Raw genomic sequence first — 15,387 nt, forward strand, 5'->3', positions numbered from 1 at the left:
AATTATGAAGGTAGCAATAATTATGGGAAGTGATTCGGATTTCCCGGTAGTAGAGAAGGGTTATAAAATTTTAAAGGAATTCGGAGTTGAAACAGAAGTAAGAGTAATTTCAGCTCACAGAACTCCTGATGAAGCAATAAGCTTTGCCCAAAATGCCGATGTGAACGGGTACGAAGTAATAATTGCCGCGGCAGGAAAGGCAGCTCATCTGCCCGGAGTATTGGCCGGCTGTACTTCCCTTCCTGTAATAGGTGTTCCGATAAAATCATCGGACCTGGAAGGTATGGATGCACTGCTTGCCATAGTTCAGATGCCTCCCGGAGTACCGGTTGCAACAGTGGCAATAAACGGTGCTGAAAATGCCGCACTGCTTGCAATACAAATATTGTCTGTTAAATATGAAGAATTAAGAATCAAATTTAATGCATATAAAAAACAAATGGCAGAAAAGGTTATGGAAAAAGATAAAAAACTACAAGAAAAATTAATGGAGGTTTAATATGAAAAAGTTAGAGATGCTTTATGAGGGAAAGGCAAAAAAAGTTTACAGAACAGATGATGAGAAAAAATATATCGTAGAATACAAGGATGATGCAACAGCTTTTAACGGAGAGAAAAGAGGTACTATTGTAGGTAAAGGCGTCGTAAATAACAAAATGTCGGCCGCTTTGTTTTCTTTATTGGAGGAACAAAGTATACCCACACATCACATTGAGCTTTTAAGCGATAATGAATCATTGGTAAAAGCAGTTAAAATTCTGCCTCTTGAAGTAATAGTAAGAAATGTTGCTGCCGGTTCACTATCCAAAAGATTAGGTCTTGAAGAAGGCGTAATTATGAAGGAAACAGTCTTGGAATTCTCATATAAAAACGATGAATTAGGCGATCCTATGATTAATGACTATCATATAAAGGCGATGGGCTTTGCTACAGACGAAGAACTTAGTACAGTTAAAGCTTACGCATTAAAGGTAAATGAGATATTAAAAGAATTCTTCCTTGGAATTAACATAAAGCTAATTGATTTTAAACTTGAGTTTGGTCTTTATGACGGTCAGGTAATTTTAGCTGATGAAATTTCTCCTGATACTTGCAGATTATGGGATGCGGAAACAAATAAAAAGTTAGACAAGGATAGATTCAGAAGAGATTTGGGAGACGTTGAAGAAGTTTATCAGGAAGTGTTGGCAAGAATAAACAATAAATAATCAGCTATCATTTAAGGAGAGATTATGTACTACGAAATTTTGGATGACGATAAGCTTCATGAGGAATGCGGAGTCGTTGGCATATATACAAGCAAGCCGGATATTGCGTCTCAGTTAATTTATTTCGGTCTGTTTGCACTTCAGCACAGAGGTCAGGAAAGTGCGGGAATTGCGATTAATACAGGTAAAAGAATAGAATTTCATAAGGATATGGGATTGGTAGCGGATGTTTTAACACCGGAAGTAGTTAATAGATTTAAAGGTGATATTGCAATAGGACACGTAAGGTATTCGACAACTGGTGACAGTGAAAAGCAAAATGCGCAGCCTCTGGTTGTACGCTATAAGGAGGGCTCCATCGGCTTAGCTCATAACGGTAACTTGGTAAATGCCGGCTCTCTGAGAAACATACTTGAAGACAGCGGTGTAATATTTCAAACATCAACCGATTCTGAGGTTGTTGCAAATATGTTGGCGAGGTATAACAAGGGTGATATAGTAAGCTCAATTAAAAATATCACCGAAATAGTTAAGGGCGCCTATGCATTTGTGTTTATGACGGAAAAAGAATTAATAGGAGTAAGAGATTATTTCGGATTAAGACCTCTTTGCTTAGGCAAAAGAGCTGACGGATATCTTCTTGCTTCGGAAAGCTGTGCAATAAGTGCTATGGGCGGTGAATTTATAAGAGATATAGAGCCGGGAGAAATTGTTGTAATTAATGCTGAAGGAGTTAAAAGTATAAAAAGCGACAGGTACGCCCAGAAAAAACTTTGTATATTTGAACATATTTATTTTGCAAGACCTGACAGCAATTTAGACGGAGTTAACGTATATGAAACAAGATATAATTCAGGAAGAATTTTAGCGAAGGAAGACCCTGTAAAAGCGGATCTGGTGTTTGCGGTGCCGGATTCGGGAACTCCTGCAGCCATAGGATATGCGGAAGAATTAAAAATACCCTTTGGTTTAGGATTGATAAAAAACAGATATGCAAAAAGAACCTTCATTGAGCCAAATCAGGAGCTCAGAGAACAGGGAGTAAAAACTAAGCTGAGCGTTTTAAAGGAAATTGTAAAGGATAAAACAGTTGTTTTAATTGATGACAGCATAGTCAGGGGTACAACAACAAAACAAATAGTAAGCATGGTTAAAGAGGCAGGAGCAAGGGAAGTTCATGTGAGAATTGCTTCACCGCCTGTAACTCATTCCTGCTTTTTCGGTATCAACACTCCTGACAGAAAAAAGCTTATAGGAGCAAACAAAACAACAGAAGAAATTAAAGAATTCATAAATGCGGACAGCATTCATTATTTAAGTGTAGAGGGCCTGATTAAATCGACATCATCTGATAATAACTACTGTCTTGCCTGCTTAAACGGTGATTATCCAATGGAAGTACCCAACAAAAACATGTAAGGGAGAAAGAATATGCCTGAAAAATTAACCTACAAGGATTCCGGAGTCGATATTCATGCCGGATATGAAACGGTAAGATTAATAAAGGATCATGTAAAAAAAACATACACTGATGCTGTTGTTTCGGATATAGGCGGCTTTGGAGGAATGTTTGCAATTGATAAGGATGCTTACGAGGAGCCGGTCCTTGTTTCCGGGACAGACGGAGTTGGAACGAAGCTAATGATTGCGTTTAAAACTGATAAGCATGACACCATCGGAGAGGACGCGGTGGCAATGTGCGTTAATGATGTAATCTGTCAGGGAGCTAAGCCGTTGTTTTTCTTAGATTATATTGCAACCGGAAAATTATTGCCGGAAAAGACAGCTGACATAGTAAAGGGTGTGGCAAACGGATGTATTAAGGCCGGAGCAGCTTTAATAGGAGGAGAAACTGCGGAAATGCCCGGTCTTTACGGTGAAGGAGAATATGACATTGCAGGGTTTTGTGTCGGCATAGTCGATAAAAAGAAAATAATAGACGGTTCTAAAATAATAGACGGAGATATTTTAATAGGAATTCCTTCAAGCGGTATTCACAGCAACGGTTATTCACTGGTACGAAAGGTATTTTTTGATCATAATAATTATGATGTCAATGAATATATTGATGAATTAGGTTGTACATTAGGAGAAAGCTTGATGGTTCCTACAAGAATTTATCCAAAGCTCATATTGGATTTAATAAGTAAATTTGAAATAAAAGGGATGTCAAATATTACAGGCGGCGGTTTTTACGAAAATATACCACGAATGTTTCCAAAAGGAATCACAGCAGATATAGAAGCTGAGAATATTAATGTATTGCCGATATTCAGGCTTATACAAAAAAAAGGCAATATAGATATTGAGGAAATGTATTCAACATTTAACATGGGTATAGGAATGGTTTTAACTGTAGATAAAGATAAGGTAAAGGATGTAATGGATTACCTGAATAATTTAGGTGAAAAACCGGTAATAATCGGTAAGACAGTTAAAAGAGAAGGCGGAATAAAAATATGCCGGTAAAAAAAATAGGTATATTGATTTCCGGTTCCGGTACTAATTTGCAGTCATTGATTGATGAAATAAACAAAGGAAATATAAACGGTGAAATAGCTGTTGTTATTTCTAACAAAAAGGAAGCTTACGGATTAGAAAGAGCAAGACTGTACAATATCGATACGGTTTTCATCAATGAAAAAAAATATGAAAGCTTTGAGCTTTTTAATGAAGCAATTATAGCAGAGCTTAAAAGTCATGAAATTGATTTAGTGGTTCTGGCTGGATATATAAAAATATTGTCGCACAAATTTGTTGAAGAATTTAAAAATAAGATAATAAATATCCACCCTTCGTTGATACCTTCATTTTGCGGTAAGGGATATTACGGCATCAAGGTACATCAGGCAGCAATAGATTACGGGGTAAGAATAAGCGGTGCTACGGTTCATTTTGTAGATGAAGGCGCAGACACCGGACCAATTATTTTTCAGGAGGCAGTAAAGGTGTCAGACAGTGATACTGCGGAAACACTTCAAAAAAGGGTGCTGGTGTTAGAACACCGTTTGCTGCCGCTTGCAGTTAAAATGTATTGTGAAGACAGATTATATTCCGAAGGAAGAAGGGTAGTAATCAGATAAGGGAGAAAAAAATGAGGGCGTTAATAAGTGTATCAGACAAAACAGGAATTGTTGAATTTGCACAAAGGCTTAGCAGCTTAGGAATTGAAATTGTTTCTACGGGCGGTACATATACCACTTTAAAAAATGCAGGTATAAATATAAAAGGAGTTCCAGAAGTAACAGGTTTTCCTGAATGCTTGGATGGAAGGGTAAAAACTCTTCATCCCAATATACATGCGGGGATATTGGCAATTCGTTCAAATGAAGTTCATATGAAGCAGCTTTCGGAGCTGAATATAGATACTATAGATTTAGTTATCGTAAACCTGTATCCTTTTAAACAAACGGTATTGAGAAATGCCGACAGGCAGGAAACTATAGAAAATATAGATATCGGCGGTCCTGCCATGCTTCGCTCGGCAGCAAAAAATTATCAGGACGTTGCTGTAGCAGTAGATCCTGATGACTATGACTTGATTATAAAAGAAATAGAAGAAAACAATGAAGTATCTCTTGATACCAAATTTTATTTGTGTTCAAAGGTTTTTGAACATACGGCACATTATGATGCATTAATTGCCGCATATATGAGGAAAGAAAGAAATGATTCAAGCTTGACGCAAACAATTACTTTAACATTTGAAAAGCTACACGATATGCGTTATGGAGAAAACCCTCATCAAAGGGCAAGCTTTTATAAAGAAATTTCGAATAGCAAGGGTCTGTTGACATCTGCGGTAAAGCTTCACGGCAAAGAAATGTCATTTAACAATATCAATGATACAAACGGTGCGCTTGAATTGCTGAAGGAGTTTGAAGAACCGACCGCAGTGGCTTGCAAGCATGCAAATCCTTGCGGTGTCGGAACAGCAGATAACATATATGATGCGTATATAAAAGCATACAATGCTGATCCTACATCAATATTTGGCGGTATAGTTGTATTTAACCGTGAAATTGATGAAAGAACGGCAGAAGAAATTAATAAAATTTTTGTAGAAATAGTTGCAGCACCTTCATTTTCAGAAAATGCACTAAAAATACTTAAATCCAAGAAGAATATAAGATTACTGCTTATAGAAAATATTACGGAGAAATCAGATGAGAATTCCTACGATATTAAAAAGGTTGCAGGCGGAATTCTTGTCCAGACGATCGACTCCAAGCTTTTTCCGGATGAATCTGAAATCGAGACAGTAACCTTAAAGGAGTCGACAGAACAGGAAAAAAGAGATTTGTTAATGGCTTGGAAAATTGTAAAGCACACAAAATCAAATGCCATAGTAATTGTTAAAAACGGACAGTCCATAGGTGTAGCTCCGGGACAGGTAAACCGTATATGGGCATGCAAACAGGCAATAGAGCATGCAGCAGAATTCTTAGGTGCTGAGAGCTTAAAGGGCGCTGTCTTGGCATCCGATGCATTTTTCCCGTTCCCTGACTGTGTTGAGGAAGCACATAAGGCGGGAATAACTGCCGTAATACAGCCGGGTGGTTCTATTAACGACCATTTATCAATCGAAGTGTGTAACAAAAATAATATGTCAATGTTATTTACGGGCATGAGACACTTTAAACATTAAGAGGTGAATTATGAAGATTTTAGTTATAGGAAACGGTGCAAGAGAGCATGCAATCTGTCACAAGCTTAAACAAAGTAAAATGGTTAAAGAAATATATTGCGCTCCCGGCAATGGAGGTATTTCTCAAACAGTAAATTGTATAGATATAAAAGCAGATGATTTAGAGAAAATTACAGAATTCTCAGTAAGCAATAAAATTGATTTAGTAGTTATAGGACCTGAACTTCCCTTAGTATTGGGACTTGCGGACATTCTTAAGGAAAAAGGAATTAAGGTTTTCGGACCTGATAAAAAAGGAGCAAAATTAGAGGGCAGTAAATCGTATTCTAAGGAATTTATGAAAAAATACGGCATTCCTACAGCTAAATACGAGGTTTATACGAATTCCCATGATGCAAAAGAAAATCTTAACAAGTTTAATGTGCCTGTAGTTATAAAAGCAGACGGTCTTGCAGCCGGCAAGGGTGTGTTAATATGCCAATCATTAGAAGAGGCAAAAAATGCTATAGATGACATAATGACTGAAAAGAAATTCGGTGAAGCCGGAAATACGGTTGTTATTGAAGAATTTCTTGATGGCATCGAAAGCTCTCTATTGTGCTTTGCAGATGGCAAGACATTGATACCTATGGAAAGTGCAAAGGATTATAAAAAAGCTTTAGATGACGACAAAGGGCTGAATACCGGAGGAATGGGCTGTTTTTCGCCAAATCCGGTTTATACTGACGAGTTAAAAAGATTTATAAAAGATAACATCCTTAAAACCACTTTAAACGGCTTTAAAAATGAAAATATTGATTTTAAAGGAGTATTGTTTATAGGGCTTATGATTAAAGACGGAGAAGCTAAGGTTCTGGAATATAATACTCGCTTTGGGGATCCTGAAACGGAGGTAATACTTCCGCGGTTAAAATCTGACTTAGCGGAAATAATGCTCAAGTGTATTGACGGGGACTTAAAGGAAGAAGATTTACAATGGACTGATGAGAAATGTGTAACTGTTGTTCTTGCTTCAGGAGGTTATCCTGAAAAATATGAGACAGGCAAAGAAATAACCGGATTGGAACAATTAGATGAGGATATCATAGTTTTTAACGGAGGAACTAAAAATTCAGACGAAAAAATTTTAACCGACGGGGGAAGGGTTTTAGCAGTTACAGCTCTTGATGACACTATAGAAAATGCAAGAGAAAAGGTATATAAAAATATCGAAAGAATAAAATTTGAAAAAATGGAATATAGAAAAGATATAGGAAATATGTAGGCTGCTGAAAAAGTCATCAACCTGTATCGGGGCAAGACCCCGATTTTTTTTACCCTATCACTACGTTCAGGATAAGCGATTGATACCAAATTAAAAATTTGGGTCATCTGCTTATCATGATATAGATAAGCTCTGAATATATTAGTATTAAATATGGGTATAGGAGGAGTTTATGTTAATACATGTGGTACAAGAAGGAGACGTTCTATGGAGGTTAGCCGATTATTATAAAACTGACGTAGTATCTATAATGGAAGCGAACGGATTAATAAATCCGGATCAATTGCTGGTAGGTCAATCACTTTTAATTCCAAGAGAGCAAAATACATACACGGTAAGACCGGGAGATACAATCTGGAAGATTTCAGCGAGCCTTGGAGTTTCGGTTCAAGATTTATTGTGGGAAAATCAGATTTTAAATCCTGACAGTTTATATATTGGACAAATACTCAGGATTCCGGAAAAACAAAGACCGGAAATTGAGGTAAACGGATTTTCATATTTTTTTGATCAGGAGGGAATAGCGGTAGTAAGCGAGGTGGGTGATTTATTAACATATTTAAGCCCGTTTGCCTATTTAATAAACGAGGACGGAAGCTTAGTATCCATAGATGATGAACCATTAATAGGGGAAGCTTTAGCTCACGGAGCTGTGCCTATGATGGCAATTGTAAATTTTACCGTAAATGTTGCAGGCGAAAATATAGCCAATAAGGTATTAAATGATCCGGATATAATAGATACTCTTTTAAATAATATAATTGACGTTATGAAAGAAAAGGGCTATCAGGGATTAAATGTTGATTTTGAATATGTGTTGCCGGAGGACCGTGAAGCATATAATAATTTCTTGATAACTGCTACTGAAAGATTGCATAATGAAGGATTTTTTATTTCTACATCATTAGCTCCAAAGCTAAGTGCAGAACAAATAGGACTTTTATATGAAGCGCACGATTATCCTGCACATGGAGAAATTGTTGATTTTGTAGTGTTGATGACCTATGAATGGGGATGGAGAGGCGGACAGCCAAGAGCTATTTCACCTATTAATGAAATAAGAAGGGTTTTAGATTATGCGGTAGACGTTATTCCGCGAGATAAAATATTGATGGGATTTCAAATATATGCAAGAGATTGGAAAATACCTTTTGCTCAAGGAGACGAAGCAGAAACTATAAGTGTTGAGGAAGCTATGGAAAGAGCCTATGCTCACAATGTGCAAATACAGTATGACAGTTTGGCACAATCACCATTTTACAGTTATACCGATGAAGAGGGCAATGCACACGAAGTATGGTTCGAGGATGCGAGAAGCGCCCAGGCAAAATTCGATACCGTAAAAGAATACGGGTTAAGAGGTTTAAGCTATTGGGGATTAGGATATCCCTTTACTCAAAACTGGGTACTCCTGCAAGATACATTCGACGTAAAAAAACTGTGATAAAGGTAACGGGGACGGTTTTTACTTGCCGGACTGCGATAGGGATGGTTTGAAAATGTTCAGTAATGGAACAAGATAGAGGTATACTGCATATGGGATGCTTGCAGGGGTTGCCGACAATGTGGCAAGAGGTACAGCTATGGCAATACTCCACGGGAATAGCTCTGATGTCATGATTGCTGTGTTTTCTATGTCGATTGCAATATCCTTTTTAGTTAATCCCTTTTCGATATAAATTTTGTTCATTAATTGATATGTTAATAAAACAGGCAATGTTTGATTACAGAAAAATGCACCGGTTACTAAGCTAATAAATAATGTGGTTAAATAAATGCCTATTTTATTGCTCATTTTTTTTAGGATACCTTGTATGTCGTTAAGCATTCCGGTTTCTTCGAATATGCCAGAATAAGAAGATGCAATTAACACTATCAATAAAACATTAACCATTGACAATAGGCCGCCACCGGATATGATTTGAGCAATTTCTCTGTCTGAGTTTAATTTAAAACCCAAAATCATAGTTTTAATAATTTCGGTGATATCCATTTTTTGAATGAACAAACAAACAAAAATTGCGGCTATTATGCTAAAGAACATTGAAGTTTTTACGTTTTTTCTGAAGAAAGCAAGAAGAAAAATAATGACGGCAGGAAATACGGTTAAAATGCTTAAATCAAAATAAAATGATATTTCGTCTAATAATGTGCTTTCATTTATCTTCATAGGGCTTTGTTTTGATAAAACAAAATAGATAATAACAGTAGCAACAAAGGGTAAAATTCCTGTTATAAACATTCTTTTTATATTGTCATATAAATTTGTGCCTGTAACGGCTGCGACTAAATTAGCACTTGAAGAAGTAGGTGAACATCTGTCACCAAAAAATGCTCCCGAAATTATGGCACCTGCTGCAATACTTACATTTACACCTCTGCCTTTAGCCAATACAATTAATACTACTCCAATAGTTCCAACAGTTCCAAAGCTTGTACCGAGAGCAAATGAAACCAAACATGACAATAAAAAAGCAAACAATATAAAATAATCAGGATTCATCAATTTAGTTCCGTAATAAACAAAGAAAGGAATTGTACCGCTTGCTCTCCAGGTAGCAGTAATAATTCCTATTAACGCAAAAATAGGTATTAGCAATAAAGCTTTTTTCATTCCTTTTAAAATCATTTTATATATAGATTTAAACGTATAGCCTCTGTTAAAGGCGGTTATTGAAAAAGCAAGCATTCCTATAATTAATGGTATAAGTATTGAAATATTTTTTATTAAGCTGAAGATTAAAAATGTCATAAAAATAAATACTGAAATCAGAAAGTCCATTGTATGCCCCCAGATAAGTAATATAGTACAAGCTAATAATATTATATATACTTTTTTGAGAAATACAATAGGGCGGAGGGGAATGCATCAAATTTGTTTACTCACTACGTTTGGCATTCTGTGCGTTTGACCTGCCGCCATTTGAACTGCGCTGTCGCTTGTACAAATGGGGTTAGGGCATAAATAAGACCATCGTCCAGCAAACGATGGTCTTATTTTAAACTTATATTAGGAGATTTCCTGTAAAAGTTTGTTTTTCTTAATATCATTATAATTTACAAATATGTAGATTTTATGAAGAAAATAAAAAGATATCTACATAATTTCTTCACAGAAATTATTTAAAATAAAAAAAGGAAAAGGATGTAATAAAATGGGTTGCTGCAGCGGTTCAAGAAAGCAGGTGAATTATGATTAAAAAAGAAAGAATAAAGGTTTATGATATGACCTGCAGCTCTTGTGAAAAAAGGGTGGAAAGGGCTGTTTTAAAAATTGAAGGAGTTATAGCGGCAAAGGCAAGCTATAGCGGTCAGTTCGCGGAAATTGAATATGATGATGATTTGTGTAAACTGAATAATATTAATAAGGCAATAAATGATGCGGGTTACAGTACAAAGCAAAACAGTGATTATAAATTTTTCGGTATGGTTATTATTGCTGCTGCTGTTATAATTCTTGGATTTAATACAGCAGGATTTGATATGGAATCACAATTGAATAATGCTTCCTATGCTGTGTTGTTTATTGCAGGGCTTCTGACATCCATACATTGTGTGGGTATGTGCGGAGGTATAATGCTTTCTCAGACAGTTAACAACGAAAGCGAAAATAAGCTTCAAGCTATGAAACCCGCATTACTTTATAATACCGGAAGAGTAATATCATACACTATACTTGGCGGAATAATAGGAGCGGTAGGTTCTATATTTTCTCTGTCATTTAAGTCAAAGGCAGCAGTGCAAATTATTGCGGCTCTGTTTATGATAGTGATGGGATTGAATATGCTTGGATTCAGTTTGTTCAGGAAGCTTCAAATAAAGCTGCCACATTCCTTTTGCAAATTTAAAAACAAGAGTAACTCTCCGTTTATAGTTGGATTATTAAATGGCTTTATGCCATGTGGACCGTTACAGACGATGCAGATATTTGCTTTGGGAACGGGAAGCCCGGTAAAAGGAGCGGTTTCAATGATGATATTTGCCTTGGGAACCGTACCTTTAATGCTTACTTTCGGAGCAGTATCCGGTTTGTTAAGCAAGGGATATACTAAAAGATTATTGAAGTTAAGCGGAGTAATGATAATTGTTCTTGGAATAATAATGGGAAACAGAGGCTTGTCAATGCTGGGATATAATTTAAATCCTGCCGTATTGGCTCTGAATAAAGATGATTTTAGCAACGACAAAGAAAATCCCAATGTGGCGAAGGCAGTAATCCAGGATGGTGTACAAATAATTAATATGACTGTCAGCAATAAGGGCTTTACTCCTAATGCTTTTTATATACAAAAAGGAATGCCCGTAAAGTGGATTATTGACGGTGTGGAAATAAACACATGCAATAATGCTATAATAATACCTTCAATCGGCAAAGAAATTAAAATAAATAAGGGTGAAAATATATTGGAATTTAACCCACAAGACAGCGACATGAGATTCAGCTGCTGGATGGGTATGATAAATGGTGTGATAAAAGTGGTTGATGAACTTGATACGATTGATACATCAGTACCTGATCCGTCGCTTCCTGCACCGTCTACGGGACCGAGCTGCTGTGCCGTGCCGATAGATGAGAGTGCTGCCAGTTCTTATTACAATCCGCCAAGTATTTACGGCGATGATATCTCAAAAGTACCGACGGAAATGCTTATAGGCAAGTCAGAAAATAATACTCTCAAAATTAACGGTATAGGTTATGAACTGCAGCCATTGGCAGCTGTTGTGGAAAAAGGCAGTACGACCGTTATAACATTTGATTTCACAGAATTTGATAATGCAGAGGGAAAATATGTTGTAGCTGATGGTTATACAGGTGAAGAAATAACTTCCTTTGAAGCAGTTAAAGGTATAAATCAGGTTGAGATAACCCCTGACGAAACAAGTATATACGGTATCGTAAAGGGGGATGCCCTGCTGGGCATAATAGAGGCTGTAGAAAGCATTGATAATATTGATTTAGAGGATATAAGAAACAATTTAATAGCAGAATAAAGCATTAAATTTAAATACATCTACAGGAGCGTTGACAATATCAGGTCAATGCTCTATATTATTTTTATAGAAGGTCCAAAAAAGTGGTGGAGAATATGAAAAACATATTATTAATAGAAGATGATGAAAGAGTTTCAGAGGTAGTGAAGGCATATCTTGAAAGAGAAGGATACAATGTTTTTTTGACTGACAGAGGTCTTGAAGGTATAGAAATCAACAGAAAAAATGATATTGATTTGATTATACTGGATTTGATGCTGCCCGATATCAGCGGAGAAGAAGTGTGCAAGCTTATAAGACAATGCTCCGATGTCCATATATTTATGCTTACGGCAAAAGGTTCATTGACAGAGAAAATAGACGGCTTGAATATAGGAGCAGACGAATACTTAGTTAAACCGTTCAGCCCGAGAGAATTAACCGCAAGAGTAAATGCACTATTCAGACGCCTTAATAAAAACAAGATGTCAGAAAATATTTATGATGACGGTAATTTATCTATTAATTATGAAAAGCGAACCGTAAGATTAAAGGGTAAGGAAATAGCTTTTACTCCAAACGAATTTAATATTTTATACGCATTAATTATAAATAATGGAAAAGTATTATCAAGAGAACAGCTTATAGACAGAGTATTCGGCATTGATTTTGACGGATATGACAGAACCATTGACGTCCACATAAAGAACATACGTAAAAAAATTGAAAGAGATACCAAAAATCCTATGTATATAATTACCGTAACTAAGCTTGGATATAAATTCGGCGGTGAAAACTGATGCATACTATAAGAAAGAGATTAAGCATCTTAATTATATCTTGCTCAATGATAGCTGTTTTTCTTATAATGCTGTTTGTTAATTTTACTATTAACGATATATTTGAAGATTATATGGTATCAGTTCAAAACAAAAGATATGAAAGAATAGTTTCACAATTAGAAGAACTCTATAAAAATGAAGGTCAATGGAATGAAAGCTCGGGAGTAGAAATATTGCATGAGGCATATATGAGCAATTATAATTTAACACTTTATGACATTGACAATATACCTGTATGGGGCATGAACCCGATGGATATACGTAACAAAATTAATCTTCATGATATGAAGGTGCAGGATCAGGGTGTTTATCTAACAAAGAAATTTGAATTGTATTCAGAAAATGTTATTGTAGGATATGTTGAAATCGGGCAATACGCACCCTTGCTAATGACGGATGAAGATGCTTTGTTTAGGTCCTCTGTGAATAAAAGCATAATAACAAGCGGAATTCTTACGATTTTTATAATAATTTTTGTCAGCTTGTATTATTCAAAGCAGTTTTCACAACCGATAACAGAAGTTTCAAATATGTCTGTTAAGCTTTCAAAGGGTGAGTTTAAAGAAAAATCTACTATAAAAACAAATATAGAAGAAATAGCGAATTTAAGAAACAGTATAAATGAGTTAGCGGAAAAATTAGATAATCAAGATGCATTAAGAAAACGCCTCGTTTCGGATATTTCTCATGAAGTAAGAACACCTTTGAACGTGCTTCAAAATAATTTAGAAGCAATGATTGACGGGATATTTCCGGTATCCAACGAAAGACTATCTCATTTAAATGATGAGGTAATCAGATTTGGTAAATTGTTAAACAATTTAGACAAATTGAAGGAATTTGAAAATGAAAGCATGAAATTAAATTTTCATTCAATAGATTTACTTTTATTATTAAAAAATATGCATAAGGGTTTTTCCGCTGAAGCAAAAGAAAAAAACATTGCATTTAATTTTAATTATGAAAATGAAAAATATTATATAAACGGTGATGAGGATAAATTAAAACAAGTATTTATAAATTTAATTGATAATGCTATCAAGTTTACAGATAAAGGCGGAAAAGTTGAGATTAATTTAAGTAAAGGTGATAATAAAATAATAGTCGAAATTAAAGATAACGGCATAGGTATCAATGATGAAGACATGCCATATATATTTGAAAGGCTGTACAGAGGCGATAAAAGCAGGCATGAAATTGAAGGAAGCGGCATTGGCTTAACGATTGTAAAAAGCATATTAGACCTTCATCTCGCAGCAATTGACGTAACAAGCAAAGAAGGAGAAGGGACTTCAGTTCAAATATGTTTTTAAAAGGCTCATTGCCGGAGTGGTGCACGGAATAAGGACCATAGAAGGGAGAATGACCCAAGGAGAATCGTCATCTCTCGGTCGTCCCCTCTGGGTCTATGTATTACTTCTGTGACTTTAACCTGTCGATATCCGCAGAAGTAATTCTTGTTATTTCTTTATAACGGCTCATGGATGCGCACAATGCTTCAGAAAATACATCAGGGAGTCTTTTCTCAAATACCTTCACTCCCTCATAGGTGATGCCACCCTTGGTTGATACACGGTTTATGGTTTCCTCAAAGCTCATATTTTTCTCCAAAAGCAGCCTTGATGCTCCAAGCAAGGAAACTAAAAGCATGTGCTCAAGCTCTTCATCAGATACACTTCGGCTTTTTGCAGATGCGGACTTTACGAATTCCAGCATTATTTCCGCAAAAAAGCCTGGAAAGCTTGCCGTCATGTTCTGGCATATATTGATATCAGACTCTTCCAATATTTTCACCTCGCTGAATTGCTTCAGGGAATTATGGAAGAATGCCTTTTGATTATTGTCTGCTCTGCTGTTGTGATATGCAAGTGTCACCCCGCCGTTAACCATTGATATCAGTGTTGGCATGAATATGGTTATGCCCCCATTGTGGAATTTTTGTATATCCTCCACGGCAACCATGGAGGTTGATACCATCAGATATGTTTCAGAATCGGTATATGGCTGAATTTCCATCAATACATCTGGTAAATTCAAAGGCTCAACACAAAGCAATATGTTTTTGCATTGTTGTGTAAGCTCGATGTTGCTTTTGCAGATGGTTATGTCCGGATACTTTATTGAAAGGCTCTCTAATTTTTCCTCTGAGCGATTTGCCACACAAATATTTTCCTCTCTGAATATGTTGAGCTCCGTAAATTTGCGTAGCAGCATAGAGCCTACGTTACCTATTCCTATTATTCCTATTTCTTTTTTCATAAAGTCCTCCTTATAATATCAAAAAATAAAATCCGCCTCTTACAAAGAGGCGGATTTATCCACGGTCCCACTCTAATTGCTGCAATGCAGCATCTCATTTCAAATAACGGTTCCACCGTTTGGGTTGCTACCCCCAAAAGCTCTGAGACGGGTTCAACATACAGCGGGTCGAAAACATTTCACCATCAGTTTTCT

At 36.1% G+C, this 15,387-nt stretch carries 13 protein-coding genes and 1 other annotated feature (1 of these 14 cut by a window edge); of the genes, 11 read left to right on the plus strand and 2 right to left on the minus strand.

The features are described 5' to 3' along the window. Positions 1–4: 4 nt before the first annotated feature. From purE to RT412_RS02940, 8 genes are all read left to right on the plus strand, one after another. Positions 5–499, plus strand: a complete 495-nt coding sequence (gene purE, locus RT412_RS02905) for a 5-(carboxyamino)imidazole ribonucleotide mutase (protein WP_313343777.1) — start codon at positions 5–7, stop codon at positions 497–499. Position 500: 1 nt separating this feature from the next. Further along, positions 501–1,208 carry a phosphoribosylaminoimidazolesuccinocarboxamide synthase gene (gene purC / locus RT412_RS02910; protein WP_313343774.1) on the plus strand — a complete coding sequence of 236 codons (708 nt, stop codon included), beginning with the start codon at positions 501–503 and terminating at the stop codon, positions 1,206–1,208. A gap of 24 nt (positions 1,209–1,232) precedes the next feature. Continuing rightward, positions 1,233–2,627, plus strand: a complete 1,395-nt coding sequence (purF, locus tag RT412_RS02915) for an amidophosphoribosyltransferase (RefSeq protein ID WP_313343773.1) — start codon at positions 1,233–1,235, stop codon at positions 2,625–2,627. Positions 2,628–2,639: 12 nt separating this feature from the next. Further along, the gene (purM, locus tag RT412_RS02920; RefSeq protein WP_313343770.1) at positions 2,640–3,677 is read left to right on the plus strand and encodes a phosphoribosylformylglycinamidine cyclo-ligase; all 1,038 of its coding nucleotides are present in this window, start codon (positions 2,640–2,642) and stop codon (positions 3,675–3,677) included. Further along, entirely contained in the window at positions 3,668–4,291 is a 624-nt protein-coding gene (purN, locus tag RT412_RS02925; RefSeq protein ID WP_313343767.1) for a phosphoribosylglycinamide formyltransferase, read from the plus strand. Before purM ends, purN begins: the two co-directional genes overlap by 10 nt. Positions 4,292–4,302: 11 nt before the next feature. Beyond that, positions 4,303–5,856, plus strand: coding sequence for a bifunctional phosphoribosylaminoimidazolecarboxamide formyltransferase/IMP cyclohydrolase (purH, locus tag RT412_RS02930; protein WP_313343765.1), 1,554 nt, complete (start codon positions 4,303–4,305; stop codon positions 5,854–5,856). Between the two features lie 10 nt (positions 5,857–5,866). Next, positions 5,867–7,120: a phosphoribosylamine--glycine ligase gene (purD, locus tag RT412_RS02935; RefSeq protein ID WP_313343763.1), complete on the plus strand. Its 1,254-nt coding sequence runs from the start codon at positions 5,867–5,869 to the stop codon at positions 7,118–7,120. Between the two features lie 172 nt (positions 7,121–7,292). Further along, the gene (locus tag RT412_RS02940) at positions 7,293–8,564 is read left to right on the plus strand and encodes a LysM peptidoglycan-binding domain-containing protein (protein WP_313343760.1); all 1,272 of its coding nucleotides are present in this window, start codon (positions 7,293–7,295) and stop codon (positions 8,562–8,564) included. Positions 8,565–8,585: 21 nt separating this feature from the next. Here RT412_RS02940 and RT412_RS02945 read toward each other — a convergent pair whose 3' ends face one another. Further along, complete coding sequence (locus RT412_RS02945) at positions 8,586–9,986, minus strand: Na+/H+ antiporter NhaC family protein (protein WP_313413103.1); 1,401 nt, start codon at positions 9,984–9,986, stop codon at positions 8,586–8,588. A 323-nt stretch (positions 9,987–10,309) separates the two neighbouring features. On the opposite strand from RT412_RS02945, the gene RT412_RS02950 reads away from it, so the two are divergent. From RT412_RS02950 to RT412_RS02960, 3 genes are all read left to right on the plus strand, one after another. Beyond that, positions 10,310–12,112, plus strand: coding sequence for a sulfite exporter TauE/SafE family protein (locus RT412_RS02950; RefSeq protein ID WP_313343818.1), 1,803 nt, complete (start codon positions 10,310–10,312; stop codon positions 12,110–12,112). A gap of 95 nt (positions 12,113–12,207) precedes the next feature. Then, positions 12,208–12,891 (plus strand): response regulator transcription factor, encoded by a 684-nt coding sequence (locus tag RT412_RS02955; protein WP_313343757.1) that lies wholly within the window; start codon positions 12,208–12,210, stop codon positions 12,889–12,891. Continuing rightward, positions 12,891–14,246, plus strand: a complete 1,356-nt coding sequence (locus RT412_RS02960; protein ID WP_313343754.1) for a HAMP domain-containing sensor histidine kinase — start codon at positions 12,891–12,893, stop codon at positions 14,244–14,246. The genes RT412_RS02955 and RT412_RS02960 overlap by 1 nt, the downstream gene beginning before the upstream one ends. Before the next feature lie 100 nt (positions 14,247–14,346). Here RT412_RS02960 and RT412_RS02965 read toward each other — a convergent pair whose 3' ends face one another. Further along, positions 14,347–15,192 carry a pyrroline-5-carboxylate reductase dimerization domain-containing protein gene (locus tag RT412_RS02965; RefSeq protein ID WP_313343751.1) on the minus strand — a complete coding sequence of 282 codons (846 nt, stop codon included), beginning with the start codon at positions 15,190–15,192 and terminating at the stop codon, positions 14,347–14,349. Between the two features lie 42 nt (positions 15,193–15,234). Further along, positions 15,235–15,387 (minus strand) — a binding site (T-box leader) (it continues 45 nt past the right edge of the window).

This window comes from Sedimentibacter sp. (assembly GCF_032080165.1).
Taxonomy (GTDB): Bacteria; Bacillota; Clostridia; order Tissierellales; family Sedimentibacteraceae; genus Sedimentibacter.

Excerpts from the sequence above, each read along its gene's own strand:
- purE (WP_313343777.1), top strand. The coding sequence starts at position 5 with ATGAAGGTAGCAATAATTATGGGAAGTGATTCGGATTTCCCGGTAGTA.
- purC (WP_313343774.1), top strand. The coding sequence starts at position 501 with ATGAAAAAGTTAGAGATGCTTTATGAGGGAAAGGCAAAAAAAGTTTAC.
- purF (WP_313343773.1), top strand. The coding sequence starts at position 1,233 with ATGTACTACGAAATTTTGGATGACGATAAGCTTCATGAGGAATGCGGA.
- purM (WP_313343770.1), top strand. The coding sequence starts at position 2,640 with ATGCCTGAAAAATTAACCTACAAGGATTCCGGAGTCGATATTCATGCC.
- purN (WP_313343767.1), top strand. The coding sequence starts at position 3,668 with ATGCCGGTAAAAAAAATAGGTATATTGATTTCCGGTTCCGGTACTAAT.
- purH (WP_313343765.1), top strand. The coding sequence starts at position 4,303 with ATGAGGGCGTTAATAAGTGTATCAGACAAAACAGGAATTGTTGAATTT.
- purD (WP_313343763.1), top strand. The coding sequence starts at position 5,867 with ATGAAGATTTTAGTTATAGGAAACGGTGCAAGAGAGCATGCAATCTGT.
- RT412_RS02940 (WP_313343760.1), top strand. The coding sequence starts at position 7,293 with ATGTTAATACATGTGGTACAAGAAGGAGACGTTCTATGGAGGTTAGCC.
- RT412_RS02955 (WP_313343757.1), top strand. The coding sequence starts at position 12,208 with ATGAAAAACATATTATTAATAGAAGATGATGAAAGAGTTTCAGAGGTA.
- RT412_RS02960 (WP_313343754.1), top strand. The coding sequence starts at position 12,891 with ATGCATACTATAAGAAAGAGATTAAGCATCTTAATTATATCTTGCTCA.
- RT412_RS02965 (WP_313343751.1), bottom strand. The coding sequence starts at position 15,192 with ATGAAAAAAGAAATAGGAATAATAGGAATAGGTAACGTAGGCTCTATG.